We start from the raw sequence: 26,496 nt of genomic DNA, 5'->3' as shown, positions 1-26,496 counted from the left end.
ACTTTGTCTTAAGCGGAGCCGCAATGGCGCTGGCGTCTTGCGCAAAGGGGTTACCGGCCCTCAAGTCTTCAGCTTTGAAGACAAGCGAGAACCTCATTCCCGAAACGCCCTGTGAAGCGCCGAATTACTGGTGTACGTGGGCTGTCCAGAACTACATGTATGGGCACCATCTTCAGGAGCTTTCGCCGGAGATTCTCGAAGGCGACTCAGGCAGCCGGCTCGCGCACAACGCCATGAACGAGCGGGTACTTCTCGGTAAAGATGGATGGGCGCACGCATTCTTTCCACGCATCCGCAAAGATCTCTATCTCATGCTCGATGACGGATGGGAGTCAGGCGGTACCGCAACCTTCGAACTCGATGCGGCGAAGTTCCCATCGTTCTCTGGCTCGCCAGCCGAGCGCCTTGCAGGGTTGAACAAAGCCATTCAATCCACAGACTGGCGCGGAGCCGCTCTATGGTGCCGCAACACTCCAGGCGGCACCAAAGACGAGCACATCGAGATGTTGAGTCAGCAAGCGGATGTCCGCTACTGGAAAATCGATATCGGCGACCCTGAATTTCACCTCGTCGAGGTGCGCAAAGCAGACCATACGAGGCTGCAGTTTGAGCATGTTCACGGCGAGCCGCCATTGAACGGAGATTGGAGAGGTGATGGAAGATTCGGCGCGCAACCCCGTGGCTCTCACCGCCAGCAGATTCTCGCGCATACAGATGTGTACCGCACCTATGACGTAACCTCGATCCTTTCGCTGCCGACGACGCTCGATCGCCTGGCGGAAATGCTCAGAGGCGCGCAGGGGCAGACAGATGTGCGCGCACTGCTGAACGTCGAGGATGAGGTCTACGTTGCAGCCGTCATGGGATGCACGATGGGAGTCCTTCGTCATCCTCTCGACGGTTTGCGTCCCGGCCCCGATACAGACCTGTTCTTCAATGGATCGCGTCTGGCCAAGCGCCGAATGGACGAAGTGGTCCGTGCTCTGCGCTGGCAGCGCATTGCACCGCCTTTCGCAGCCGGAAGCGGAAGTGTGGAAGTCAGCGAAGAAATATTGACGGATAACTGGACCTTCGAACGCGGTCAGACATGGGAGACGGATCTTGTTGGACAGACCGCGCATCAGGGAGCGCCGGCATGCGTCGCGCGCAACATCGCTCTGCCTCGTGTGACATCGAGCGGCGAAAAGCCATTCGTCTTCGCATCGAGATTTCCCAACGGCGCCGTTGCCATCGGCCTACAAGAGCGAACGCGCTCGGGTCATGCATGGTACATGCCCCCAGCCAACGTAGAGTTGCACGTAGGCGACGCGCCGGGGCCATTCGGAGTCTTTGGCAGTTGTGCAACGATCAGTCTCGTATTCGACAAGCCCATCGCAGGCAAGCGTATCCTCGCCCAGGATCTCGCGAGCGACGAAGCGCTGGACGTGACCGATCATGTTCACATCGACCGTCAGGGGCTTCAACTCACGGAGGCAAATCTGCGAAGCTTTGGACTGCGGAGTGTATCGAACGGCGACCTCTCGTCGCCCGCAATGGTTTTGACTCTGCGCTAGTAATCGTCTATTTCAGCATGAGAATGAAGATTCGATATTTTCTCGCCGCACTCGTTCTCGCGGCAAGCCACATGGCCACAGCGCAACAACCGGCGTCGTCATCGCCGCTCGGATTCACGTCATCAATCCCGTGGCTGACGCAATCGTTCGCATGGGCCAAAGAACAAGCGCTTGCATACAGCCGACGCGGCTCAAAGACAATGGGTCCATGGTACGAAGCCGCGCTTCCCGGCCGCAACGCCTTCTGCATGCGCGATGTTTCGCACCAGACAGAAGGCGCAGCCGCGCTCGGCCTATACGCCGCGAACCGGAACATGCTCGGCCTCTTCGTTCAATCCGCCGCGGAGTCGCGCGACTGGGTGGCATACTGGGAGATCGACGGAGAAGGTCATCCTTCCGCGGCAGACTACGTTTCCGACAGCGACTTCTGGTTCAATCTGCCGGCAAACTTCGATGTACTTGACGCTTCTGTCCGCATGTGGCGCTGGACCGGAGACGATACCTATCGCAACGATCCAGTCTTTCAGCGTTTCTTCCGCATCACCATGAGCGATTACATCCAAGCATGGCAACTAGCTCAGGACAAGATTCTGACCCGGCCCCGCATTGCAAACCAGCGGCAGGCGGAAGGCCGTTTCGTTCAGTCTCGCGGCATCCCGAGCTATACCGAAGGCACAAAGGATTTCATCTTCGGCACAGATCTGCTTGCGGCCGAGTACCGAGCCATCCGCTCTTTCAACCAGATCACGAACGACAAAGCCCTGGCGCAAAAGATGCAGCCCGAAGCAGACACAATCCAATCGCTGATCGAGGAGGTCGGATGGTCAGAGCAGGGTCACCACTATTTCAGCACCATCCACAAAGACCAAACCGGGTCCGGATCGGGCGACACCCTCGTCCTGTACTTCGGCGCCGCCAAAGATCCGGCCCACATTCGCGGTGCGCTCGACTATGTCTCATCGCCCACCTACTGGAAGCAGATCAACATCGAGGAAGAGAGCTACGTTCCTCTTACGCTGTTTCGTTACGGCAGAAACGAAGCCGCCTACCAGATACTCGCAGACATCAGCAGCCCGCAAAAGAACCGCCGGGAGTACCCCGAGGTTTCGTACGGAGTGATCGAGACCATCGTCAGCGGCGTCATGGGTCTTTCGCCCGGCCTTATTGGTGGTGACTCCGATCTCAGCACAATCTCAAGATTGCCGGCAGAACACGATCAAGCGGCGCTCACGGGAGTCTCTATTCGGCAAAACCAACTCGACGTGATGCAAACTGGAACCTCGATAACGCGACTGAAAAATGCCTCGGGCCCGACACTGCGCTGGCGCGCGGAATTCCCCGGAACTCTCGCCCGTTTGAAAATCGATGGCAAGACCGTCTCCGCTAAGCATTCAACGACGGCCGAGGGTATCGCGATCAGCTGGACGGACGTAACCGTGCTCTCCGGGGCGACGGTTGTGGTCAGAAAATGATACCCTAGACGCGTCCGGCGGAATAGATTACGACCAAGCCGAGCGCTACCCGATCGGCGCCCGCGTGTTGCGCAATACGATCGCGTCGATCATTCTTCGCCGCGAAGACGAACGGACGAAGACACTGCGCGACACGATGGCCGAGTTCCGTTGCAGAAGCGGAACCATTGCGGAACGGAATCTCTTTACACCTTTGCTCTCAAGATTCGCAGGTTTCAAGCGCTTTTAGTGCAACAGGGCTTTCGCAGTCGGTCCCAGAAGTCGAGTAAGCGGACTCGATGAAAGCACGAATATTCGGACATCAAGTGAACCTCCGCCCCGTCAAATGTCCGAGATTCCCGTTTCTTGGCAGCTTGCCTAGGACATGAATGAATTCGAACGGCTCGATGAGTCCTATAAGCCGTTGCGGCTACCCGACGCTGCGAGTCGGCTCAGACTTTCTGCGACTGCATCCTCATTAAGCTTGAGATGCTGCGCCACTTCATTAGCTCGAACGGTGAAGTATCCTCTTGCCAATATCGGCCGTCCTTGTGCTTCCCATGGATCGCGATTTTCGAGGGCGTCCAGAACGGTGGCATCAATGGCTGTGATCCCGGCTCTCATTGCGGGTGAGCTGCAGTTGCACCGTAACCCTATCTTTAGGGCAGAAAAACGAAAAACGGCTAGACGGATGCCCGGTTTCTGCCGATATTTTTGACATAACCACTAAATGCATCACCGAGCCAGCAGACTTTACGAGTTCGCTGGTTTGTTTTTTTAGTTTGTAGATGAACCGAGGGGTGGTATAAGCCGAAGGTTAAGGTCTCGCTTCTTTACGAGACTCACACGGGTATCTGGCGCATCTGTGATCCAGAAATGCACCAGCGATCTCATTCGACGCTTCCGGCGAATTGAGCGTAGGACCTTTCCGAGGCTTTGGTTGACGTTCCTTCCATTCACACGCAGAACACGCCCAAAACGGGTTCTTCCAGATCAAACGAGGTGGAGACTTTTTCATCGTTGGTTCTGACGAGTTGTGCACGGCCACGATATCAACGGTAGAACGATGCACGACTCATGTAAGTAGATGTCTTCGTCGGGTGCACTGGAGCCCCGTCTTCCCAGACCTCTAGGTCATCATCCATGCAGCACGTTTATCAGGCGTTCCGTTGCAGTGGAAGGCTATCTTTCGGACATTCCTTAGTCGCAGGGGATCACGAGCACCGCAACCGGCTTCCCTTGCTCGTCGGCTTGCATCCAACCGGTACATGCAAGCGATTAGGCTTCGTTGTGTCTCTTCTGAATAATTACGTTAAGCAATGGCGAGATGAGTCTCGACGTCTCGGCGCATTTTCTTTATTGATTGAACTTAAGCGTGCTGATTTTTTGCTGGATATAGCCGATCACATATTCGACATCGAACGTCGCGAAAACCTCCGGAAAGACGCCGTGAAATCTTACAACACAGTGGTTGTAGTTTTGGCAGCGGAATCGCTCTCACCGACAGAACGCTCCAATGTCAACCGGCGTCTCGATAGCCTCAGAACGCGGCTGCAACGCCTCGGAATCGTGATCGAGCGGAACGACGACGGTGAACTCAAGGCTGGGTAAGTCACGCAGAGCACCTAGAATTGGCGACAACTCAGATTTGGAAACAGCCCTGTTGACCGCGTTGGTCGCACCCATGGCCCCCTTAGAGAGTAATTTGTACGTAACGTCGGCACCGCCGCCGAAAGAGAAACGCAGATGATCTAATTGGAAACGCACGCTCCGGATCGGAATTTCACGATCGTCGGCAACCACGCCTACTTGTACTACGCGCGCTTGAATTCCAACCCTAATTTGGATCGAGTAGCGCTTCGCCAACCCATCGAATTGCACAGAAACTGTATTTTTCCACTACAACCGATCTGGTCCACTGGACCAGGCCCACCTTGATCGTTAAGTTACAAGATCTCCTCGCCAGCCGTTGAAACTAGTTGCGACGCGAGCACAACACCCGATCCAGCGGGTATTTCAACGCGCGCGACCGCCTTCATTCGGTCGGTACGCTGGCTGCTGCTAGCTCAATGGATACAAGCCGCATTTCGCTTGAGAATGGCGCCGGCGTGGATAGCGAGTAGGTGACATATATGGTTTGGCCTCCGTTCGCGTCAAATTCGGAATGCGCATGTGCGTCGTAGACGTTTCCCTGGGCAGGCTGCATTGCAGTGAATGCGATGAGTTCATCCGACCACGGACCTTCTGGGTTGGGTGCGGTACGCATCATCACATTTTGTGAAAGCGGCGCGCTGTAGACCGCGAGGTATCGCTGGAGGTAGCTGTTCCACGCAACACTAAGGATGTTATCTCCAGCAAAGACCGAAACGGCATGGCCAGCCTGCGAAGACCAGTGGCCGTTGCCTGCGTAGTAGCTCCAGGTGCTCCGGTCGAGCACATTTGCCGGATTTACCTTGCCTAGCCTGCACCCCTTGTCGCTTCCGCTGGTGGGTATACCGCAGCCGTATATGTAGAGCGTTCCTCGGCAGATCAGCGCGGCCGAACCAAAACTCGGCTCATGCTCATTGAATAAAAGATCGGGATGACCCGCCACAACTGGCGGGTTGATCGTGGGACGCTGCGGCTGGTCCTCAAGGCTCTGCCAGGTGGCGACAGAGTTCCCGACGGCCTGGAAATTGAAATTACCCGGCAGCGAATAGACCAGCATATAAAAGACTAAAGCATGACCACTAACGGGATCTACCGCGATCGATGAGGGCCAAAGCGCCCACCTGGCCCCGCAGGGCTGTTTCTGGCAATTGTTGCTATTGTGAGCGCCGTTAAAAGCCTCTTCCATCGGAGTCTCCGGGAGAATCATCGTGGGCGCACCGGCGGAATCCAGGGGCTGTTGAAAGCCTGTAATATCGTTCTGCGCATTGAAGTTCCTGGTATAGGACCAAGAGTCGCTTATCAGCGTAAAGTCTTCTGCGTTGGACTTGGCGAGAAATGTATCTCCGTACAGCCATACTGAATACCCCTGGAATGCCGCACTGTAGCCGCCATCTCGTCCCAGAATGCCTGGATTCGTGGAAAGCGTGCCGAGATCTTTCACGCTCGCGATGGTCAGATCAGGCGAAGACGCGGAGTGGACGCCACACCCCGATATTCCAACACCGGCAACAGAAAGAAGAAAGATGTATGGCAGAGAACGGAAGTATCTCCAGCGAAAAGGCCAGACTCGAACAGGAACGTGGGGAAGGCTGTGGGGGAGGAAGAACGAAGCCATTGCTCTGCTCCGGCGCTGCATTGCGGCACTTACCCAGAGTACTAACTACAACACAAGCATAAGCATAAACGCATCGTTCTCCTAGCACTATGGAAGTGCCGGCAGAACCCGAAGCACACTGATTGAACCATGCACCGCAAGTAAAAGGGAGCAATGTACCCTGTTGCCGTGGCCATCGCAGTTCCAGAGCGATAACGGAGAGGTTATTTACATTGCCTCGATTGCGCATAGTCCGTCTTCTCACAGGTTTTCGCAGACGCCAACTGATCGTCCAGCTTGAACCGTCCGACCGTGCGCGCGCGATTGTAGAGCGCAAGGCCATGGTCAACGATCCTTCGTCAAACACGGGACCATAGCGGCACTGCAAGGAGCGATTTCTGCTGCCTCGTTCGTAATTCCAATGCGCCTATGCTAACGGGCGTGCCGGTATAGGTCATGCCAAAAGCTCGGAAAATCCCTTAAACTTGTTGAGCTATGGAAGGCATTCGGTTTTGCGGTGGCTTCTACGACGAAAGAGTTCAAACGTTGCTGAACGAAACTGGTGCACCGAGGCAGGCACATAAGTGTTGTCGTTGCGGACAAACAACGACGCCCGAGAGGAACAAGCTTGGTATTTGGGAACCCAGGAGTCACTTGGTGCGCCCAAAGAAAAAACCGAGCCCGGAAAGGGATATCTGGCTACTGAGCGATCCTTTTCGGCACTCATGAACGCTTACGGCTCGGCCCTAGACAACGCTATGCATTCGACCGACCCCTCAGTGCGCAATTCCGCAGAGATCGAAGATTACCTTTGCATCTAAAAGGATGAACTTCGCAACAACAATCAGCGTACCGATTCCAACTTCTCATCGTTTCGACTGCAAAGTGCATCGCCTACCATAGAGGTAAAGACTCGGGACGGAGCGAATGATACGACGGACTCGCTATTTTCACTTTTGGATCACTCATCTAGCCAAAGCGTAATGGTGGGACAATCTCATGCTGGCCCGTCCGGTCTAGATGGAATGGAATTGATCATGGTCGCTGAAGAGGACCTCGACATTCCGATCAATAAGATCACCGAAGACGAAGCGGAGAAGATTCGGACTGTGCAGGATCTGGTTCAGGTGGTTCAGGCCAAAATTTTCCCGTAGAGTTCCTAATTGCGGGACACACGGCAGGAACGAGTCGCTGATGCCAAGCCTTAGTCGCTCAGGTGTCTATCACTTCGTCTTGTACGGGCAGTCTAGGAGGACTAAACTCAACCGCAAAATTTTGTAGGCAAAGGATGATTCTATGGTGACTGGTTTTGGCGGCGACATGCAATGTGGGTCTACTGGCCCTTTTACACTCGAACCGGATTATCTCGTCACTTGGTCTCTGGTGGGATTACCGCCAGCCTCTCATGTCGGCAATGTATTTGCGCAGAACCTATGGTTCCGGATGGCAGTGTCAATGGCTAGTCCAACTGCCGACACAAATCTACCGGGAACATCCGTTTCAATCGCAGACACTGCAAGCACCGGACGATATGGCGATGCTGTCATCGTTGGCGAAGACGGGAACGCATATCCCGCCTTAACCGTGGTCAATACAAGTGAACTAACAGGCGGGAGTGGCCAGCTTGCGGTTGTGTATTTCAACTGGCTTTCCGTGCGTCCAGCGAAGTATGCCGTTGAGCCGGTTTAATGTCAAAAAACACTTGAGGACTCCCATCATGAAATTAAACGTTTTGTACGATAAAGCGGGAAAGGTAGTGGCGATATGTCACGCAGAAAATCCCGGTGGTCAGTTCGTGCCGCAAGATGGGCAGCACACTGCGATATTGACTATTCCATCAGAGCTTCAAGGTCTTAAACCGCACGAATTGCACCGAGCTGTCCGCGTCGAAACCAAAGACGGACTGCATCGTCTCGTCGCCAAGATTTAGCGTTCGTATCAGCCGTTCGGTCGCCGTTCGGCTGAACTTCTCGGCAGGCACAAAGTCCTGGTGCCTGCGCTCCACCGCGAGCATGTAGACCATCTTCCTGGCAACCGCAGCGTGGCCCGGTTAGAATTCCCTTCTCCAGTTCTCTGGCACGGATCACGGCGAGTTCATGGCACTCCCACATCTGCGTTGACGATATCAGGGCCTTAGCGCTTATTGAGTATTCAGATCCAGTCGAAGTCAGCCATGACCAGACGTTAGCTGACCAAGTAACGCCGGAGATCATCGGGGTTATAACAGTGGGCGAAGGCGGTTTCTCTGGAGATACGGCCGGCACGGATGAGTTCAACGAGGGACTGCTCCATGGTAAGCATGCCGTCCGGGCGTCCTGTTTCAATGCTGGCCCGGAGTTGGTGGTCGTCGCCGCGCCGGATCAGGTTGCGCGTGGCTCCCGTAGCGACGAGGATTTCGACAGCGGGGTAGCGAGCGGCTCCGTCCATTGCCGAAATGAGTTGCTGAGAGATGATGGCCAGGAGCGCAAGCGAGAGCTGCTGCCGAATCTGGGACTGGTATCCCGAGGGAAACGTGTCAAGAATCCGGGACACGGTTTGCGCAGCATCGTTGGTGTGCAGAGAAGATAGAACGAGGTGGCCGGTCTCGGCGGCGGTGAGCGCAGCGGCCATCGTATCGCTGTCGCGCATCTCGCCGATCAGAATGACATCGGGATCCTGACGTAAGACGGAGCGGACTGCCTGGGCGAAGTCAGGCGTATCTTGGCCCAGTTCGATCTGCTCTACAAGGGAATTGTGATTGGCGTGCTGGTACTCGATCGGATCTTCAATAGTAATGATGTGATCGTGGCGACGAGCGTTGATGCGGTCGACGAGAGCGGCCAGGGTAGAAGTCTTCCCACAGCCGGTAGGGCCGGTCAGAAGGACTAATCCTTGCTTGCGCTCGGTTAACATGGCGAGCGCGGGCGGGAGGTGAAGTGATTCGAGCGAGGGAACCTGCTCCGGCAGGATACGAATCGCGGCTGCGAGCGTGGAACGCTGATGGTGAATGTTGGTGCGGAATCGCCCGATGGAGGCGCGGACGAAGCAAAAATCCACAGACTTGTTCTCCTGTAGCTCTTTCGATTTGGACGCATTCAGAAGGGGAAGGAGAAGGCCATTAAGTTCTTCGGCGTTAAGGGGTGCGTTTCCATCGGGCTGAAGCTTTCCGCTCATACGCATCGTCACTGGGGAGCCGGAGACGAGGATAACGTCGGATGCGTTTCTTTGGAGGGCCACGCCTAAAATCTGATCAAGCGATCTCTTTTCGACGGATCTGACCTGAGTTGCGGACCGATTTAGTTGATCAACGATCTTGGTCAGCTCGGTGTTGTACTCACCCATGAAATTAAGTGTCTCGCAGCGATTATACGTGCAGGAATCAATTGAAAGTGTGCAGGGGCACAAGGAGTCCAACCTGTAACCAGTCTTGGGCAGAGGCTGAACAATGGACTGATGGTGAGCGAGGTGAGATACTCTCGGCAATCTTTAGTTGGAGGAACACAATGCCGGTCACAGTGAAAAAGATATCGCTTTGGCGAAAAGAGGACGAGAACAAGACGGGGCTTCTTGCCCTGACACTTGAGCCCCTTGCAAAGGCCGGTGCAAACCTCAGCGTTGTGATGGGGTATCGGCTTCCGGGCAATGAAGCCAAGGCGGCTATTGAAATCTATCCGGTCGCGGGGAAAAAAGTAACTTCCGCTGCTACAGAAACAGGATTTGTCACCTCAGAGATTCCGACGCTTTTTGTCGAAGGCGACAATAAGCCAGGTATCGCGCACAAGATCGCGCAAGCGATCGCCGAGACCGAAGTGGACCTCAACTTTTTTGTTGCCCAAGCCATTGGCAGAAAATACTCAGCGGTCATCGGTTTCGCAAACGAGGGTGATGCAAAAAAGGCAGCTACTCTTATCAAGAAGGCAAGCCGAAAGAAGTGAGAGTGAGCGCCATCGGCTAGCCATCTCATCGAAGGCGAGATTGGGGCCACATTCCTCTGGCAAACGCGAGCATATCATTCATGCGCCAAAATGAATTCGTATTTGTAGCGCTTTGCGCAGTTCGAGCGGATCTAGACATTCGAGGCCGAGGCGGACGTTGGAACGCACCAAAATGCGGGGACTTTCTGTAAATCGCTGCTTATAGGTTTGGCGCAGTTCGTCTTTTGGCGTATCGCTCGACGGCATGATGTACGTGATCATGCGAGGGCAGTGGATGGCTGGATTCTGTTCCTTTCGCTTTTGGGCTACCCGGCGAATCTCGGCGCGCCCTTCGTGCGTCGAAATGTACGCTCAACCACAAACCGAGGAAAATAACGAATGTCGAATGATGATCGCACCAAGATAATTCCTAGGAGAACGCCGGAATCAGCGGCCATGTTGGCAAGCGTCAAACGAGCTATGGCGATCACCGCTAATCTCAACCGTTTGACCTTCAACGATGCGGACGAAGTCCGAGCCTTGTTTAGCGATCTCATCGGCAAGAAGGTGGACGACAGTTTTTTACTAATCCCACCGTTCTACACAACCGGCGGGGTCGATATCAGTGTCGGACGCAATGTTTTCGTCAATCAGAACTGTACTTTTTATGACCTTGGCGGGCTCGATATTGCCGACGATGTGATGATCGGGCCGAACGTGAGCATCATCACGTCTGGCCATCCCATGGAACCTTCTCAGCGGTGCGCCTTCGTAGTCGGAAAGCCCATCGTGATTGAAAGAAACGTCTGGATCGCAGCCGGTGCGACGATCATCGGTGGCGTAACAGTAGGCGAAAACTCGGTCGTCGCTGCGTGTTCGGTAGTCACCAAGGACATCCCCCCGAATACTCTTGTCGGAGGAAATCCGGCGAGAGTTATTCGTTCGATTGGCGAGTGAGGGATCGTTCGCAGGAGTGGCAACTGGAGCTTCGAACTGACCCACTGCCGAATAGCTCGTAGACAACCCTGCTCAGCGTGACCGGACGTTGGGAACTAACAGAAGAACAGTCCGCTTCCATCAATCAATCGTTTCGGCTCAAGTTTCATTACTCGATTTCACGAACAACTTGGCACGGATTGCCAACTGCAAGGACGTTGTCCGGTAGGCTTCGAGCGACTACGCTCCCAGCGCCAACTACCGTACGAGACCCGATTGTGACACCGGGAAGAATTATTGCCCCGGAGCCGATCCAAACATCGGATCTGATCGTGACAGGCGCGCCAAACTCTTCATTTCGCCGTAACTTTGCATTTAGTGGATGAAGCGGGGTAAGAATCTGCACTCCAGAACCGAATTGGCAATAATCTCCGATTGTGATTTCACAAACGTCAAGAACAATGCAATTGAAATTGAAAAATACATGCTCACCAAGTTCGATGTTTGAGCCGTAATCACAAAAGAATGGCGGCTGAAGTGCGACGGTGTCTCCTCCCTTTTTAAAAATCTCCAAGCATAATTGCCTTCTCAAGTCCCGCTCCGTTTCACGCGAAGCGTTGAGGAGTTGGCAGAGGTCCCGTACACGTTCCCGTCGCTGAACCAACTCGGCATCGAATGCGTTGTACAGTTTTCCAGCAAGCATTTTTTCGAATTCGGAGCTCATCGTTTCTCTTTCTGCATTGGGACGAAGAGACGTCGCAACTGTGCAATCGAGTTTAAGGCCAGAGGCCGCTCGGCCACGATTTTTACATCACCAACTCACTATGCCAACCCCGCTGGAATACCAAGTATTGGACCATCATTTCAACGTTGTCGGACACATTACGCCCACAAGCATAGGGACGATTTTGGTCACGGACAACGACGGTGATGTCTGTGGGAAGCCTTCCTCTAATAGCTGACGCTCAAATATGAAAAGGCGAGAATAACTTCCGACCTTTGGGTTGGAATTCCTTTCGGCGTGCCCCCTCCCTTGAGACATCTGCTCGCTCTGGCGGCGACGAGCAGAAGTTTTACTTTTGCCCTCATGGTGAAGTTTTTGGGCGAGAAAAATAGAGCCCAGCGGGTCCGGGTCAAAATCCCCGGCCGTTTTGTTTATAGGCAGCATCAAGAGTTTTTATTCCGGATTACGGACTCCTTATAGCTCACTTAGCTAAGGTTTACGTGTTTCTTCCTACCATCGAGCCATACACCGCAGGGTAAGCAAATTAGGAGCACCATGCGCTCGGCTTCAAGTTTTCAGCGGAATACTGTCTTCATATCGTTTCTGTTGGCTCTGGTTATCGGCGGATTCTCTACGCGTCGTGCATTTGCACAAAGCGATAAAGGTTCCGGCTCACCGACCGTTGCACCTGTAGCTGACGACGATCCACAACCGAACGAATCATCGGTCCAGCCGTCTTCGCCCAGGCAGCAACCACAGGGGTTTTTTACTCGCCTGGGCCACGCTTATCTCAACGATTGGGCGCCTTCGAGCAGTCTTCCCGCAGCTCCCGATCCTCCGCGCAGAGGGACTCCCGCGCCTTTGAACTCGCCACCGTTTCCGTCCGCCGACTGGCCTATGGGTGGAACGGTGACGATCGGCGCACCCGACTACCAGACCTATATGCTGATGCAGGCGGTAAACAGCAACGAAAGCCGTTTCAAAATCTATGGATGGTTCGATATCGGCTACAACGCCAGCACATCGAACAAGGGCAAGTTCGCCAACGCACCTACGGCCTACGACGTGATTCCCAACTCCGTCCAGCTCGATCAGGCGGCCCTGTACTTTGAGCGACTGCCCGATACGGTGCAGAAAGATCACTTCGATTGGGGATTCCGCTTCGCCAGCATTTACGGTCTGGACTATCGCTATACGACGGCCTCTGGCGTCTTCAGCCAGCAATTGCTTAAGGACAACAATACCTACGGCTACGACCCCGTGATGTACTACCTCGATTTCTATTTACCCCACATCGGGAAAGGCACCGATGTGCGCGTCGGACGCTACATCTCGCTGCCCGACATTGAAGCGCAGCTTGCGCCGAATAACTATACCTACAGCCACTCTTTGCTCTATACCTATGACTGCTATACGCAGCACGGCATCAACGCCACCACGAAGTTAAGTGAGCATTGGACTATTCAGGCTGGCGTCTCAGCCGGATGCGAAGCCGCCCCTTGGAGCCACTATGCAAAGCTCACTGGCGATGCATGCGCTGCCTATAGCTGGAGCAATGGTGGCGACAACCTCTATTTCTGCGCAAACTCCATGAACTCGGCCAAGTACTCTTACAACAACCTGGCCGCCTACTACCTGACCTGGTATCACAAATTCAACGCGACCTGGCACTCATCGACGGAATACTGGTACCAGTACGAGCGCGACGTACCGAATTTATGTTTCGGGCTTGCTCCCTGTATCAGTTACGGACCGAATGCAAATATCGGAGCGAACTCCGGCGGGATCATTTCACCCGCGCTGATCAACGGAGCCAACGGAGCGCAATGCAATCCCCTGGCCACGCATTGCTATGCGCCCGACTGGGCCATCGTGAACTATATCGAGCATGAGTGGAACAACCACCATACGTCGCTCACGATTCGCAATGAGTTCTTCGACGACCTTAAAGGTCAGCGCACTGGTACGGCCACGAAATACAGTGAGCATCTCCTGGGATTGAACTATTGGATTGGGAGTACGGTAACCTTCAGGCCCGAGCTGAGGCTTGAACACTCCTATGATAAGCCCGCGTTCGACGCTCCCTTCAATGGCGCGCCTACAAAAACAACCCAGCTTACGTTCGCCGGCGACCTGATCTGGCACTTTTAGAGCTTGAGCAGAGCTAATTTGTGTGCCGTCATCTGACGACACCGAACAAGTAAGGGGAGGAAGAACCTCAACGGTCTTCTGTTAGAACGCGTGCGGTTGGACTTACTCTGAACTGCTCTCATCTGCATCCATCGTATCCAATCGGTGGAGACGGCAAAATTGGATCACTATGCACTCCACTGACGTGTGCTTTCGTCAGCTATGGCGCAAAGCTAAGAGGAATAAGGAAGGCCGTCCAATGACTTCTAGGGAGAGCGTTATTCCGCACGGGAATAACGAAGCTCGCCACGCGAAGAGCGCCAGCCAAGCTTACTTGCAATCTTCGTCTCCGCGAGCGTTTGCAAGTAAGACTCATGAAGTTTCTTCTGCAGCAGCTTCTTGTCAGCCCTTAATTGTTTCGAGGATGCAGTGGGTCTCTGTCACCTGGTGATGCCTAAAAGGCATCAAATCTTTTTCCTCGGGTTCGATAAACCGTCAGTATCTTGTCAGTAATAAGTTGAACTAAAGGACTTATCGCACAGGATCGATGATGTGGTGATGCCTAAAAGGCATCAACGTCAAATGTAAACACCCTCCGCTTTTCTGCCGAGCGTAGGCCATTCTCGAACTTCTGCCTGCTGCCATTATGGGTGAGCGGTAAATACCCCCTATCGGATGGTGCCGCTTTTGGTGCCACTTCGTACTTTCCTTTCGTGCGCTTCGGTGCGATATGGTCGCTGTGAATAATGCGTCCATGTAATTGAGTAGGTGGATGTTATTCGTGCTTGTGCGAGCTGGTGCAGGGAAGTGCTTCACTGCGAAAAACGGACTTAAAATTCGCAAACCGTAAGATTGTGGGGGTTCGAGTCCCCGCCGGGCACCACAGGCAATCATCAACAACATAAGAACTCTATGCTAATGGATGGTCGAAGCATGCCTCTTCCATCCGTTTGTACGATTAGCCGGTAATTCGTCCACGTGAAACAAAGTCCTTTGGTAAACAGAAGCCGGCTTAAGGGGTGCAATCTTGCGTTTCCGTCCGTAAGCTATTGATCAAGTGGTAATTGCCGTATTGCCGGTAATACGTCCAGAACGCCGAATTTTCTGAGAGTCGATGAGCGAATTCGCGATTTGCACTCGAGATATTTGCATTCACTAAGGGCCAGAGGAATCGGCTGGCCTAGTGAGGATTCAGTGCCGTCTTACGGCTGATAAAGCCATGCGTGATTCACTCCTGAACCTCCGGGCTTGGCATCACCGCCGGCCAACAGGACTCGGCCATCGCTCAACAATGTGGCGCTGGAGAAACAGAATCCATCCAGCTTCGCACCTCCCACTGGAACGAATGCTCCTGAGGTCGGATCATAGACCTCTGGTTGCTCGGCACCGCCTTAATCTCCATAATCCCAACCTGGATCACCGCGACCGCGGCGCCTGCGGCTTCCTTCCCCCCTGCAAATCGAAAACGCCTCCCACCAAGTTCACGGGCTTACCCAAAACTCGTCCTCGAGGCGTTTCCGATCTTGCGTAGCGGTGACGCTGCGAGATGCCTGTATCCATTGAGAATTCGAGTTGGCTTCCGCCTCGCTCCTGTCTCCAGTAGCGCAGTAATTCACCGAGTTAGGGAACCGTGGAGGTCGATTGCATATCGGTTTAGATCTCCCTCTCATCAGAACTGGACCAGGCCGACAGATTCAAGCCGCGGCTGTAGTCTCGGCTCTCTGCTGTAATCCTCGCCATGCGTGCTGTCGGAATGGGTCTTCCAGCGGCGGATTGGCGATGGTTCCGGTGTAGTTTGTGATCGTCGATGCCGCCACGATAGCGATAACTTCCAGGATCTGCTCCTTCGTGAAGCCGGCAGCGATAAACGAATCAAGCTCCTCCTCGCTCAAGTGCCCGCGTTTTTCGATGAGCCCCTTAGCCAGTGCGGAAAGCGCCGCAAATCGTTTGTTCGTGGGTAAGCGCCGCTCGCGAATTGCGGTTGTCTCTTCAGAACTGATTCCCTGCTGGAGAGCCAGCGCCGTGTGGAATGCTACCGCATAGGTGCTGGAGTTCGTGACTGCGTCTGTCAGCAGGACAATCTGATTCTCCGCCTCGCTAAGCCCCGGGCTATGCACCTGCCCAAACAGGCCAACGAGGGAGTTGATGAGTTTTGGTGAATTTGCAATGACCGCGGGAAGGTTCGGTAAAACACCAAAGGCCCTCTTGAGCTGTTCGAGCGCCGGCTTTGAACCCTCAGGCGCCGAGGCGATGGTATGAACTGAATAGTTCGGCATGTGATTCTCCTTTGTGATCTGTAGCGTCGCAAGCAATCCTGTACGCTACATGTTCTTGAGATTCTACCTATCACATGGTAGATTCAAAATGTATGCGCCAATTCTGTGACACAAAGGAAAGTAGGGGACCGGCGAAGTGACCGCAAACTCTCGAGAAGACATCCTGGCAGCAGCCAAACGGGTTGCGCAGGCCCATGGCTACAGTGGATTGAACTTCCGTGATCTAGCTGAAGAGGTGGGCATCAAAGCCGCAAGTATCTATTACTACTTCCCCAGCAAGGCCGATCTGGCCGAGGCTGTGGCCAGGCGCTACTGGGAGGACACAGCGGCAGTTCTGGAGGGACTGCTCAACGAATCCGGGGACCCGATCCGTGCCTTACGCCGATATCCTGAAATCTTCCGCCGGGCGCTTGAGAACGACAATCGAATGTGTCTCCACAGCTTCATGTCTGCGGAGTACGATGACCTGCCTGAGCCGGTCAAGAAGGAAGTTCAGACATTTGCTGACGTCAATACCTCCTGGCTGAGCAAGGTTCTGTCCGCCGCCAAAGTAGTCAGCCCTAAGCAGAGCCAGCGACGAGCTCGCGCCATCTTCGCTGCCGTCGCTGGTGCACAACTTATGGCAAGGAGTCGCGCAGACATTGCGCTTTACGATGCGTTGATCGACAGCTACCGGGTGGCCGGTCTTCTACCGACATAAGCGTTGGTGACTGGCAAGCATCCGCCCTGTCGCAATCCCATTAACTAGTAGAATAGGGGACACCCCACGAAACGGAATATTAAGTACGCCAATAGCAAATCTGCATTGATTCTAAGAGAGTTAATCTTCGGCTTCTTGTGTAGAAACTTTTCGCCAGAGCGGAGCGTTAAGCCACTGAAAAGACCATGCGAAGACTCTCTTAACGTACATAGCGTTCCCTTTCCTGAAGTCTCCCCTAGTTAGCGAATGGTCGCCAACACGGAACTGACCCAGCTAATCAACGAAATTTCTGTAGCCGGCAATTCGTCTACAACGCCAGTTTTTCAGAATCTCGGTGAGTGAATTGGCGATTTGTCGATAATCGAGAGTAGAAATTCTGTCCACAGATGGACATAGGAGTCTCAAAATTGGACGCATAGTATGCGCGAAGTCATGGTATCCCAAGGTCCAGGCTTGGCATGGCACTTGCATATTAGATTGAGTGATCCTCTCTCGATGCCTGCCTGCAATTCGTGCTTCCGCTAGAGCATTTGTACGAACACCAGGACTGTCAATTGCTCTCCTGCTCACGATTGCAATTGGAGTCGGCAGCAATGCTTCTGTGTATGGGTTTGTCCAGGGACTGACGAATCCCCGCCTACCACTTAAACATGCAGACAGGATCGTCTCGATATTAGGTCAGGACCGCTTCCACGAGTTAGGACAGCTCTCACATGCTGAATATCTCCAACTCAAACATAGTTCGAACGTATTTGCATGGATCGGCGCTGCCCGAATTGTGCCAACCGACATTGCAATCGATGGTCACCCCAAGATCGCGATTGTTGCTGCGGTCACTCTCGATCTAGCGGAGGCGCTAGACCTGCCACAAGGAGTCGGGGTCATTGTCAGCCAACACCTGTGGCAAAAGGAATTGGACGGCAAGGCCGATGTCCTTGGTCATCAGATTAGGGTCGATAACACAGACTTTCCGATCATTGGTATTGCACCAGAGCGAATGGAAGGTCTCTATAGTGACCGTAGCGTCGATCTCTGGATGCCTTTACAAGACAAAGATTTGCAAGGTGTGGATCGAAGTGCCCGGGATTGGTGGGTTCTCGGCTCGCTTCGAGCATCCATTTCGCCGGGTCAGGCGCAATCAGCTGTTCGCATGAGTGTGGGCCCATCCAGCGCTATCAGTGTTGTTCCTTTTACAGGCGCAGCACCGAGAACAATTCGGGGATTGTCGCGTATTCGCATGTTGTTGAATGTTACTGCCGGTGCTGTGTTCTTCATCGCTTCTATCAATGTTGCTTCGTTCTTGATGGGAAGGGCGTTAAAGCGGTCTCACGAGACATCTTTACGGGTTGCGCTCGGCGCGACCCGTAGGCAACTGATCAGAGAGTTATTGTCGGACAGTATCGTTATCTCTCTGGCCGGGGGAGTCATAGGAGTACTGCTGGCAGTCTGCACGGCGCGTATTATCCCAGCACTGCTCTTTGAAGAGGATGCAGAACACCTTGTCTTCGCGCCGCATTTGCCGCCAATCTTTGCGGCCTCAATAGCAAGTGTCTGCATTACCATCATCAGCGGAATGATGCCCGTCTTTGCGACCGTGACTGATCGCCCCTGGATCATTCTTGGGCGGGAAAGCGGGTTGCCTTCAAAAAAGATAGAAAGTCTTCGAACCGGCTTGGTCATTGGACAGATTACGGCCTGCTATGTACTCGTAATCTCTTCAGTCTTTCTTGTTAGAGGTCTTCACGCAGCTTTAGAGACAAGCACCGGACGTAGCCTCGGCGATCCGATACTCTTAACCGTCCAAGCACAGATGCGACCGGAAGTTGATTTGAACTATTTCAACGAGGTCAAGAAACGGGTGAAATCGGTCGCCAATCTGTCACCATTGGCGTGGACAGCCCAACTTCCGGGCAATCAGCCAAAATGGCGATCGTTTAGCGTGGATCTGCCATCCTCGCAGTTTCGCGACGTGGAGATGGAGATCGATTGGCTCACCTCTGAATCGCTCAAGTACATAGATCGACCGCCGATTGCTGGGCGAATGTTCGGTGTCAGAGATCCAACCCGCAAGGAAGCTCTTGTCGATGAGAATGCTGCTCACGAGCTCTTTGGGGCGAAGACCGCTGGAATGATGATCCAGGATCCCTTCGGCTCCCCGGTTGAGGTCATTGGTGTGGTCAAAAGAATTCCAACAGATGCGTCGAATGAAAAGCGTCCAACAATTTATTACGATTACACAGATCACTTAATTGCTCCCGAGCCAACCATCCGTGGGCGCTTTCGTGCCCCCGTGTCATCGCCAGTCAACACCGAATTAAATGTGAACGTTGTTTCATCCGGTTATTTCGAGACACTTGGCATGCCATTGGTCGCTGGCCAAAAGTTCTCTGACCATCAGGTTGCCGGTCAAGGTCGAATAGGTATTCTCAACCAGGAAGCCGCCGATCTTTATTTCAGTGGCAAACCGCTCGGCGCGGCCGTTATTGATGACAGAGGTGTGAGAACACAGATCATCGGAGTAGTTCAGTCACAGGTGTTTGGGATATTCCAGCAGCACGCAGAGCCCGCCATTTACTTTCCCATATACCAGGATTGTCCGCCTCGTATGACGCTGATTATCGATCACTCAAAGTCAAACGCTCATCTGCCAGCCGAACTACGTCGAAGAATCAAGTCTGTACCAGGCTACGAAACGGCCCCCATTGCTATCAGCACCTTTGATGCCCAACTCGCTCAATCTGCCTTTGCGCCTCTGCGGATAGCGACGCTGCTCAGTGGCGCGTCAGCGTTGACGGCGTCGATACTCAGCATTTTCGGGCTATTCAGTGTGCAGCGCGATGCTCAACTCCAGCGCCGACGCGAGCTGGCGCTTCGTATTGCGCTCGGCGCTCAGCGTTGGCGTATCGGATTAAGGATCATGAGCAATGCAGGAAAACTTGTCCTTGGAGGCACCTTGCTAGGCACCTCGATTACACTCGCGCTTTTGCGCGTATTGCTGAGCGGCACAACGATCATCAGCTCGCCGCCGCTTTGGATTTGGGTAATCGTCGCACTCTCAACAGGAGTATCCGTATTGATTGCGAGCGCGCTTCCTGCAGTTCAGGCATCTATCGTGGATCCTTTAACAATCATGCGCGACGATCGGTGACTAGGGCAACCGCAGTCTGTCTGAATTGTTGGCTTCAGGGCTTTGCGCGCAGTGGGCCCCGGTAGAGCTTCCAACATATCGGAGGATGTGACAGATTTTTGGGTTTACGGCTGAGCCATCCCTGTCTCAGCGTGACAGGGTTAGGGTGTTTCCCAAATTCGTTTAGATGCTCAAGCAGGAGGCAACATCATGCGATTTGTCGTGGCGCTTCGAACAGCGCCATCGGCAGAGATGTCATGGTGGCCATGAGGGTCTTACTCCGCTTGTCACAGAAGGCAGACATTTTTGACCGCTGACAGTCCTGCCCAAGCTGGGCGGCGTTGGAAGTGTGCAGATTGTGGTGCAATCAGCTGAATCGAATGGGAGTGACGTAAGCGAACAAGCACATCGTTCGTCGTCTCTTGCAAGCGAGCTTTCGGTACATGAAATTTGCGGGTGGCCTTGGAGGTCAGCCGACAAAGATGATAGCGATTCGAAATATGGGCAAGTGCCCCGAACACTAAATCAGAGCGCATACTTTATTCACCTGGAGACCTTTCATCGCGTGTCTAGCGATAAGAACTGACGTGGCTTGGGATTATTCCCAGATTCCAAGCAAGAGAACGAAATTTATATCCTTCTGGCTAATCTCCAAAAACCGCGGCTCACGTGAGCCTAGTCGGGGCTGACCGAGTGGGAGACCGTGGCTCTCTCTTTGGTTCTACCAACAACGTGCAGCAAAGACTTGTTCTCCGGCCGATCTAGCCGCCTGGGAATATTTCGTTGGCCTCTCAGTTAGCAACGGCAGCGGGAGTGTGCGCAGTCAACGTAGTGCCACACAGTCAGCTTCACCGCTTTCACCAAACACCAATTGACTCAGCATCGATGCCCGGATGTTCTCCATGTCTAGCTATGCCATGGAAGCAAGCCCGGGCGAATCAGAAAGGAAGCACTCGAATGATGAGAGCATTACTAACGTTCTCACTACTTTGCACCAGCCTAATGGCTCAGGTGACTACCTCAACCAGTGCACCCACAGAAGAAACGAACGAGAATACGCCAAGCGTAGCTCGTCAGTCGCTCAATCCTGTTGTTCAGTGGAACCGGACGCTCCTGGTTATCGTGCGCACGCCCGGCGCTCAATCTCCAACAGTTCACCCTACCCGCAGCTTTGCCATCATGCACGCCGCAATTTACGACGCGGTCAATAACATCGATCGAACGCACAGGCCTTACTTTGTGAAATTTGCGGGAGTGTCACGAAGAGCTTCGGAGGCAGCCGCGGCGGATGCCGCAGCGCACGCCGTGCTGATTGCACTGTATCCGGATTTCGAGAAGACACTAAATGCACAACTGGACCAACTGCTGTCTCAGATTCCCGACGGCGTCCACAAAAATCAGGGAATCAAAGTTGGCGAAATGGTTGCTGATGCCATCCTCGATGCTCGAAGCAGTGACGGATCCACTGCTCAACCTCCGCCATCTGTCTTTGGAAGTGCACCAGGCGACTTTCAATCCACACCCCCGAATTTCCCGAAACCTCAGTTCACCGAATGGTCCAGAGTTACACCATTTACTCTGGAAGCTGCAAACCAGTTTCGTCCCGGACCGCCCCCGGAATTGACGAGCGACAGATACACCAGGGATTTCAAGGAAGTGAAGTCACTGGGAATAGCGAAGAGTACAACCGCAACAGCGGATCAGGCTCTAACTGGCCATTTCTGGAATGGGGCCATTCAGAATTACTGGAACGAGATTGCGCAGACTGCAACTCTTGCACATGGACTTTCGTTGCCGGAGAGCGCCCGGCTCTTTGCCCTGTTGAACCTTGCGTTCGCTGATGACGTAATCGCGTTTTACGACGCGAAGTACACATACACCTTCTGGCGACCAGTTACCGCAATTCGGGCCGCTGGCATGGACAACAATCCTGACACGACTGCGGATCCAAGTTGGCTCCCCGAAGTCGGCAAGACGACTCCCGACCCCTCATATCCTGGAGCACACGCGGTGATTAGCGCAAGCGGTGCCTTCTTGCTGAGGTCGTTCTTCAGAATAGATCGATTCAATTTCACCGTAACATCTGAGGTCTTACCCGGAGTCGAACGCTCATTCACAAGTTTCTCGGCTGCGCGGCAAGAGGCGACTCTGAGCCGAGTCTTCGCTGGAGTTCATTTTCGTTCGGACTTAACAACAGGAAGAGAACTCGGGGAAGATATTGGAGAATTTGTCTTTGATCACTTCTTGCGGCCGGATGATCGGGACCAAAGACCTGACCACGACTAATGACGCTGCCGCTACAGTCGCACAGTAGAGGGGCTTATCACTACCAGTTGCCTTAATGAAGGCGGGAAGACCTTGATCGCAGTGGCACAGAAGTTGGGCACACAAGCTGTATATAGCGCTCAAAGGTTGTATGCGTAGGCTTCTGCCGCTGCGGTCGCTAGGCACAAAATACATAGGCGAAATTTCCTTGATGCAGAGAATGCCAGTCTGGAGCAGGCTAACCGAAGGAGTCACTCTTCTCTGGGATAAGCCGCGACAAGAGGTGGGACCATAAAGCCGTGATGAAGCAGGCAAACGAGCAAATGGCACAGGCGATTGAACTTGGAATCAGCCGCGAATAAGCTCCAGAACAGCTGTGATCCGAAGTTCTCCATCCAGATACTCGACAAGCGTTGCGTCATCCTGATCACTGTGCATTCTGAGACCTCCCAGGCGCATTCGCCCATTCAATGAATGGCGCAGCGCGTGCTTGGCCCGGTGTAGGCGTGAGATGACCGTGCCGATTGGCAATGAAAGTATTTCAGCGATCTCCCGGTACGAAAACTCTTCCACTTCGCAGAGCAGAATGACTTCACGATATCGAGCCGGCAAGTTCTCCAACGCATCCACCACTGTCTGCTGATTCTCTTGCCGCAAAAGCAAGGCTTCGGGAGTGTCAGTGTGTGTAGCCGTCAAATTTACATCCATGTTTTCGTCTTCGAGCCATGAAGTATTTCGGATGGTGAGGCCGCTTCGCGAAGTCAGAAAGGTATAGCGCAGGATCGCCAGTCAACCAGTGGGCCAGGTTATACAAAGAATCGAACAACGGTAATGCCAGCTGCTCAAAAAACTCCAGGTCCATTCATTGCGCCTTCACAAGGCCACCGGGCAGGCTACTTCAGTGATACGGCTTTCAGGTACCGGATAATGTCTGCGCGCTCATCCGGCTTGACAACGCGAAAGGCCATATCATTATCTGCTATCAGTGAGTCCGTATTTGTCAGCCACTTGTCCAGAGAAGCGTCGTCCCAGGTTATAGCCGATGATTGTAACGCCTCGGAATACGTGAACCCGGGAACCTTGCCTGCCTGCCTTCCATAGACGCCCCTAAGATGAGGTCCCTCTTTATCCTGATCCAGAGAATGGCATCCGGTGCAGCGTTTTTCAAAAAGCTCCTTGCCGTGATCGGCGTCCGCCTCCGCGCGGCTTATGCGGGGAAATAATACGATTGCAACCAGAATCAAGATAACTGCACTGAACCCGACCACGAAAGCGTGAGAGGGATACCGGGACGAGTTATCCTGCGACCGATTCTGATGTGAGTTCAATCTGCGCAACGTTGTTTGTTTCATACCTATTTCTGCTCCGATACCTGACTTTTCACTCGCTTGCGCTCCGCCCTGGTCCATTCGTAAATCATCTGCTGATCCTCACTTGTGAGTTTTGCGCCTGGATGGAGAAGCAGGTAGTGCTTCAACGGCATCTCGCCGCTGCGCGCCTCCGCTCCGATCCGAGTAAGCAAATCGACCTGGCTTTCGCGGCTGTATTCTTCCCAGCGCGACATATTAAAGTGCTCACGTGCTTCCGACACATCGTGCTCCATAAACCACGACGCCGGCGCGAAGTTGCTATATACGGGCCAATGCGTGCTTTCTGAGTGACAGTCAACGCATTTGGTTTCGAGGACCTGCCGGACTTCGGGCGGAACCACTGCGCCTGTCAGCTTTGGCCTGTCTGCTCGCGCATAGGCGCGAAGGTTCCCCCACGGGTGCACGAGCGAGAGCGCTGTGCTCAGAATCAACAACGCTCCTCCTACCTGCAAAGTTCTCGACAGATTCATACTGCGCTCGGAGAATTTGATTCTTCACTCCCGGAAGCGAGCGTGGAATCGACGACTGCGAGTTGATGTCGTTGTGCTATGAAGTGCACGTCCGTGATTCCGAGCACACCGCGCAACTTCTCGGCAGGCACTTTCATGGGACCGGGAGACGGCGCGGCGCCCGGCGCAGGTTGGGGAAAGGCCGTGGACATGGCTGTGTGGAAGGTCGCGTTGCCCTCCACTTTTTGCATGACTTGGTGAATGTGCCCATTCAGCACGGTGACGGAGCCAAACCGTTTCAGCAGCGAAAAGGCTTGCTCGCTGTCTGATGTGCCCCAACCCCAGGTTGGATAGACCGCCCAAAGAGGGATATGCGCGAAAAGCACAATCGGCGTGCTGTTCTTTTGTTGGGTCAGGTCCTGTTTCAGCCAGTCAAGCTGCGCCTGGCCGAGTTTCCCCATACCTTCAAGCTGAACTACGTTCACCAGACCGATGAAATGCACGCCCTTGTGATCGAAGCTGTACCATCCATTTCCGGAAGAGCCTTTGCCATATCGCTCAAGGTAAGACTTTCCGTCGTCGACAGAGGTGTCGTGCTCACCCGGAACATAAAATATCTGTCTCTTGGCGTTTGTCAGCACTTGATCCATCGTGTCGAACTCGGCCGGTTTGGAAGAGTGCGTCAAATCGCCGGTGTGGATCATAAAATCCGGGGGACGGGGAATTGCCAGTATCTTGTCCACCGCGGTTTGAAGCGTTCCTGTAACATCCGCGTTCGCGGGCTTGTTAAAACCGATGTGGCTATCGCTGATCTGGACGAAACTGAAGTCCTCTTGCTTCTGCTGACGCATAGCTGATCCAAAGGCGCGCGACACTGGTACGCCGCCGGCCAGGCTCCATACAAGGCCAGTTCCGGCCCATGCCATGCATTTAAGAAATCCGCGACGGTCAATGCCATCGGACGGTGAAGAAGATCGGTCAGTGTCAAGAATTACTCTTTCAGAATGACTCTCTGGATTGTTCTCTTTCATGCTCAGTAGTGCTCCTGTGATGTGTGTTGATATTCACCTATGAAAACTGAGGGAGCTGGGTTTTATTCCAGAGAATCTGGAAACAAGCAGGTGTAGCAACTCTATTCGTTAGGCGTGGTCGATCGCATGAGTTTGCGAGAGTAACGGATTTCTTGAGGACGCTGCAGTTAAGAGGGGCATCTCTAACATTGCTCGCGCAGCCGCTTGTACTAGCCACGGAAATTGCTGTGGCAGCTCATTCGCTGACCATCCGCTCTCACCATCTGGAGCAACGCCGTTCATGATTAAGATAGAAAGCGACTGGATATCCATCGCACTGTTCGGGTCTGTGTATGTTGCAATAAAGGTTTGCACTGAGCCATGCCGGACGATGGGGAAATGGACACCGGATTAGCGCTTTGTGCATGCATAGACAAAGCAACACTTAGTGCCATAGATAGAACGGCAACCATACGCCTTAGTATGAAAGAAACACGCGACCAGAGATGCTCGTGAATACATAGAAACTGTTCATCTTGTATCCTCCAAAATTTCAGTGATCCAACTCTGTGGCCAAGGCGGAACAGATTCATGGTCCGTCGGAGTGTGGTTGCCTAAATGGATAACCTCCATGACTCAGAACTGAGCATCGTGGAATTTATTCGCAGCGGGGGCCGATCAGAACCGTCAAAACTCGCAGCTGCGACCTCCGGTGAACTCTACCATCACTGACTCATTCGGCTGTTCCTTGCAATCAGATTCCAATCGTCAATGGCTTTCACCAGTCCACTCAGCTATCCCAAGAAGAGGGATGAATCTTCAGTGATTGTGTTCGACCTTGTTGCACATGACACTTGGCTCTGCTTTCCAGTCAGTGCCCTCCAGCATTTCCCAGGTCACGGTGAACTGATGTGAGTCATTGACAACGTATTGAATCCGATGCGCCAAAGCTGATTGATCTTTGTTATTTGTCGAAGTAAGCATGAGCGTCTTCCCAGTCCAGCCCTCAGTGAAGTAGGAAATTGAAGTGGGATCGTCCGCATCGATCATGAGGAACTGACTCTTGTCCCGGTCGTACCCGACAAAATAGTTCCCGTTGAATCCGTCCTGACTCTCGCGAATTTCTGTCCAGGGCCCCGATAGACGAGGTGTCGCGCCTCCGGTGGCCCGATTGTGATTGCCCACTTCCAGATATGCGATCGAAGCGCCTGCTCCGCAATTCCATCGGCCGCTGAAATCAAACCCCTGCGGAGGATGCAGTCTCCGATCTACAGGAACAATCATTTGAGCTCTTGCTCTCGGGATTGCTGTTATCAGGCTTGAGAGTCCAACGACGATTGCCAATGCTGGGCGGATCTTCTGCGTAGT

At 53.6% G+C, this 26,496-nt stretch carries 22 protein-coding genes; 11 read left to right on the top strand and 11 right to left on the bottom strand.

Annotated features, from left to right (window positions below; all coding sequences use genetic code 11):
- Positions 1–23: 23 nt before the first annotated feature.
- The 4 genes from H7849_RS16100 to H7849_RS16085 all read left to right on the top strand — a co-directional run bounded on the left by H7849_RS16100 (position 24) and on the right by H7849_RS16085 (position 4,615).
- On the top strand, positions 24–1,553 hold the full coding sequence (locus H7849_RS16100; RefSeq protein WP_186740680.1) for a hypothetical protein: 1,530 nt from the start codon (positions 24–26) through the stop codon (positions 1,551–1,553).
- A 23-nt stretch (positions 1,554–1,576) separates the two neighbouring features.
- A complete protein-coding gene (locus H7849_RS16095) occupies positions 1,577–3,025 on the top strand; it encodes a hypothetical protein (protein ID WP_186740678.1) in 1,449 nt (482 codons plus the stop codon).
- Entirely contained in the window at positions 3,009–3,254 is a 246-nt protein-coding gene (locus H7849_RS16090) for a hypothetical protein (protein ID WP_186740676.1), read from the top strand. The genes H7849_RS16095 and H7849_RS16090 overlap by 17 nt, the downstream gene beginning before the upstream one ends.
- Positions 3,255–4,294: 1,040 nt before the next feature.
- On the top strand, positions 4,295–4,615 hold the full coding sequence (locus H7849_RS16085; RefSeq protein ID WP_186740674.1) for a hypothetical protein: 321 nt from the start codon (positions 4,295–4,297) through the stop codon (positions 4,613–4,615).
- 424 nt (positions 4,616–5,039) lie between these two features.
- Here H7849_RS16085 and H7849_RS16080 read toward each other — a convergent pair whose 3' ends face one another.
- Positions 5,040–6,269: a DUF5005 domain-containing protein gene (locus tag H7849_RS16080; RefSeq protein ID WP_186740672.1), complete on the bottom strand. Its 1,230-nt coding sequence runs from the start codon at positions 6,267–6,269 to the stop codon at positions 5,040–5,042.
- 1,275 nt (positions 6,270–7,544) lie between these two features.
- Here H7849_RS16080 and H7849_RS16075 point away from each other — a divergent pair.
- Positions 7,545–7,937 carry a hypothetical protein gene (locus H7849_RS16075; protein WP_186740670.1) on the top strand — a complete coding sequence of 131 codons (393 nt, stop codon included), beginning with the start codon at positions 7,545–7,547 and terminating at the stop codon, positions 7,935–7,937.
- Positions 7,938–8,085: 148 nt separating this feature from the next.
- On the opposite strand, the gene H7849_RS16070 is transcribed toward H7849_RS16075, so the two are convergent.
- A complete protein-coding gene (locus H7849_RS16070) occupies positions 8,086–8,271 on the bottom strand; it encodes a hypothetical protein (protein ID WP_186740668.1) in 186 nt (61 codons plus the stop codon).
- A 161-nt stretch (positions 8,272–8,432) separates the two neighbouring features.
- A complete protein-coding gene (locus H7849_RS16065) occupies positions 8,433–9,569 on the bottom strand; it encodes a type IV pilus twitching motility protein PilT (protein WP_186740667.1) in 1,137 nt (378 codons plus the stop codon).
- A 161-nt stretch (positions 9,570–9,730) separates the two neighbouring features.
- Here H7849_RS16065 and H7849_RS16060 point away from each other — a divergent pair, with 161 nt between their 5' ends.
- Both H7849_RS16060 and H7849_RS16055 read left to right on the top strand, forming a co-directional pair.
- A complete protein-coding gene (locus H7849_RS16060; protein ID WP_186740666.1) occupies positions 9,731–10,162 on the top strand; it encodes a hypothetical protein in 432 nt (143 codons plus the stop codon).
- Between the two features lie 378 nt (positions 10,163–10,540).
- Positions 10,541–11,098 carry a sugar O-acetyltransferase gene (locus H7849_RS16055; protein ID WP_186740665.1) on the top strand — a complete coding sequence of 186 codons (558 nt, stop codon included), beginning with the start codon at positions 10,541–10,543 and terminating at the stop codon, positions 11,096–11,098.
- Between the two features lie 148 nt (positions 11,099–11,246).
- On the opposite strand, the gene H7849_RS16050 is transcribed toward H7849_RS16055, so the two are convergent.
- The gene (locus H7849_RS16050) at positions 11,247–11,801 is read right to left on the bottom strand and encodes a sugar O-acetyltransferase (RefSeq protein WP_186740664.1); all 555 of its coding nucleotides are present in this window, start codon (positions 11,799–11,801) and stop codon (positions 11,247–11,249) included.
- A gap of 555 nt (positions 11,802–12,356) precedes the next feature.
- Between H7849_RS16050 and H7849_RS16045 the strand changes: the two genes are divergently transcribed.
- Positions 12,357–13,952: an outer membrane beta-barrel protein gene (locus H7849_RS16045; protein WP_186740663.1), complete on the top strand. Its 1,596-nt coding sequence runs from the start codon at positions 12,357–12,359 to the stop codon at positions 13,950–13,952.
- Positions 13,953–15,133: 1,181 nt separating this feature from the next.
- On the opposite strand, the gene H7849_RS27115 is transcribed toward H7849_RS16045, so the two are convergent.
- Both H7849_RS27115 and H7849_RS16040 read right to left on the bottom strand, forming a co-directional pair.
- Positions 15,134–15,268 carry a hypothetical protein gene (locus tag H7849_RS27115; protein ID WP_285288895.1) on the bottom strand — a complete coding sequence of 45 codons (135 nt, stop codon included), beginning with the start codon at positions 15,266–15,268 and terminating at the stop codon, positions 15,134–15,136.
- A gap of 357 nt (positions 15,269–15,625) precedes the next feature.
- Positions 15,626–16,207: a carboxymuconolactone decarboxylase family protein gene (locus H7849_RS16040; protein ID WP_186740662.1), complete on the bottom strand. Its 582-nt coding sequence runs from the start codon at positions 16,205–16,207 to the stop codon at positions 15,626–15,628.
- A 136-nt stretch (positions 16,208–16,343) separates the two neighbouring features.
- Between H7849_RS16040 and H7849_RS16035 the strand changes: the two genes are divergently transcribed.
- From H7849_RS16035 to H7849_RS16025, 3 genes are all read left to right on the top strand, one after another.
- The gene (locus H7849_RS16035) at positions 16,344–16,907 is read left to right on the top strand and encodes a TetR/AcrR family transcriptional regulator (protein WP_186740661.1); all 564 of its coding nucleotides are present in this window, start codon (positions 16,344–16,346) and stop codon (positions 16,905–16,907) included.
- A 481-nt stretch (positions 16,908–17,388) separates the two neighbouring features.
- Positions 17,389–20,055 carry an ABC transporter permease gene (locus tag H7849_RS16030; protein WP_186740660.1) on the top strand — a complete coding sequence of 889 codons (2,667 nt, stop codon included), beginning with the start codon at positions 17,389–17,391 and terminating at the stop codon, positions 20,053–20,055.
- 936 nt (positions 20,056–20,991) lie between these two features.
- Positions 20,992–22,320 carry a vanadium-dependent haloperoxidase gene (locus tag H7849_RS16025; RefSeq protein ID WP_251106308.1) on the top strand — a complete coding sequence of 443 codons (1,329 nt, stop codon included), beginning with the start codon at positions 20,992–20,994 and terminating at the stop codon, positions 22,318–22,320.
- A gap of 327 nt (positions 22,321–22,647) precedes the next feature.
- Here the strand turns inward: H7849_RS16025 and H7849_RS16020 are convergent, their stop codons facing one another.
- The 5 genes from H7849_RS16020 to H7849_RS16000 form a co-directional block, all read right to left on the bottom strand.
- Positions 22,648–23,007 (bottom strand): sigma-70 family RNA polymerase sigma factor, encoded by a 360-nt coding sequence (locus tag H7849_RS16020; protein ID WP_186740659.1) that lies wholly within the window; start codon positions 23,005–23,007, stop codon positions 22,648–22,650.
- A gap of 185 nt (positions 23,008–23,192) precedes the next feature.
- Entirely contained in the window at positions 23,193–23,543 is a 351-nt protein-coding gene (locus H7849_RS16015; protein ID WP_251106307.1) for a c-type cytochrome, read from the bottom strand.
- 110 nt (positions 23,544–23,653) lie between these two features.
- Positions 23,654–24,100: a heme-binding domain-containing protein gene (locus H7849_RS16010; protein ID WP_186740655.1), complete on the bottom strand. Its 447-nt coding sequence runs from the start codon at positions 24,098–24,100 to the stop codon at positions 23,654–23,656.
- Positions 24,101–24,135: 35 nt separating this feature from the next.
- Complete coding sequence (locus H7849_RS16005) at positions 24,136–25,044, bottom strand: metallophosphoesterase family protein (protein ID WP_251106306.1); 909 nt, start codon at positions 25,042–25,044, stop codon at positions 24,136–24,138.
- A gap of 903 nt (positions 25,045–25,947) precedes the next feature.
- Positions 25,948–26,412 (bottom strand): hypothetical protein, encoded by a 465-nt coding sequence (locus tag H7849_RS16000; protein WP_186740651.1) that lies wholly within the window; start codon positions 26,410–26,412, stop codon positions 25,948–25,950.
- Between the last annotated feature and the right edge of the window lie 84 nt (positions 26,413–26,496).

This window comes from Alloacidobacterium dinghuense (genome assembly GCF_014274465.1).
GTDB lineage: Bacteria > Acidobacteriota > Terriglobia > Terriglobales > Acidobacteriaceae > Alloacidobacterium > Alloacidobacterium dinghuense.
This window is presented reverse-complemented; position numbering and strand designations above follow the sequence as displayed.

Excerpts from the sequence above, each read along its gene's own strand:
- H7849_RS16100 (WP_186740680.1), top strand. The coding sequence starts at position 24 with ATGGCGCTGGCGTCTTGCGCAAAGGGGTTACCGGCCCTCAAGTCTTCA.
- H7849_RS16095 (WP_186740678.1), top strand. The coding sequence starts at position 1,577 with ATGAAGATTCGATATTTTCTCGCCGCACTCGTTCTCGCGGCAAGCCAC.
- H7849_RS16080 (WP_186740672.1), bottom strand. The coding sequence starts at position 6,269 with ATGGCTTCGTTCTTCCTCCCCCACAGCCTTCCCCACGTTCCTGTTCGA.
- H7849_RS16075 (WP_186740670.1), top strand. The coding sequence starts at position 7,545 with ATGGTGACTGGTTTTGGCGGCGACATGCAATGTGGGTCTACTGGCCCT.
- H7849_RS16070 (WP_186740668.1), bottom strand. The coding sequence starts at position 8,271 with ATGGTCTACATGCTCGCGGTGGAGCGCAGGCACCAGGACTTTGTGCCT.
- H7849_RS16065 (WP_186740667.1), bottom strand. The coding sequence starts at position 9,569 with ATGGGTGAGTACAACACCGAGCTGACCAAGATCGTTGATCAACTAAAT.
- H7849_RS16060 (WP_186740666.1), top strand. The coding sequence starts at position 9,731 with ATGCCGGTCACAGTGAAAAAGATATCGCTTTGGCGAAAAGAGGACGAG.
- H7849_RS16055 (WP_186740665.1), top strand. The coding sequence starts at position 10,541 with ATGTCGAATGATGATCGCACCAAGATAATTCCTAGGAGAACGCCGGAA.
- H7849_RS16050 (WP_186740664.1), bottom strand. The coding sequence starts at position 11,801 with ATGAGCTCCGAATTCGAAAAAATGCTTGCTGGAAAACTGTACAACGCA.
- H7849_RS16045 (WP_186740663.1), top strand. The coding sequence starts at position 12,357 with ATGCGCTCGGCTTCAAGTTTTCAGCGGAATACTGTCTTCATATCGTTT.
- H7849_RS16040 (WP_186740662.1), bottom strand. The coding sequence starts at position 16,207 with ATGCCGAACTATTCAGTTCATACCATCGCCTCGGCGCCTGAGGGTTCA.
- H7849_RS16025 (WP_251106308.1), top strand. The coding sequence starts at position 20,992 with ATGATGAGAGCATTACTAACGTTCTCACTACTTTGCACCAGCCTAATG.
- H7849_RS16020 (WP_186740659.1), bottom strand. The coding sequence starts at position 23,007 with ATGGATGTAAATTTGACGGCTACACACACTGACACTCCCGAAGCCTTG.
- H7849_RS16005 (WP_251106306.1), bottom strand. The coding sequence starts at position 25,044 with ATGGCATGGGCCGGAACTGGCCTTGTATGGAGCCTGGCCGGCGGCGTA.
- H7849_RS16000 (WP_186740651.1), bottom strand. The coding sequence starts at position 26,412 with ATGATTGTTCCTGTAGATCGGAGACTGCATCCTCCGCAGGGGTTTGAT.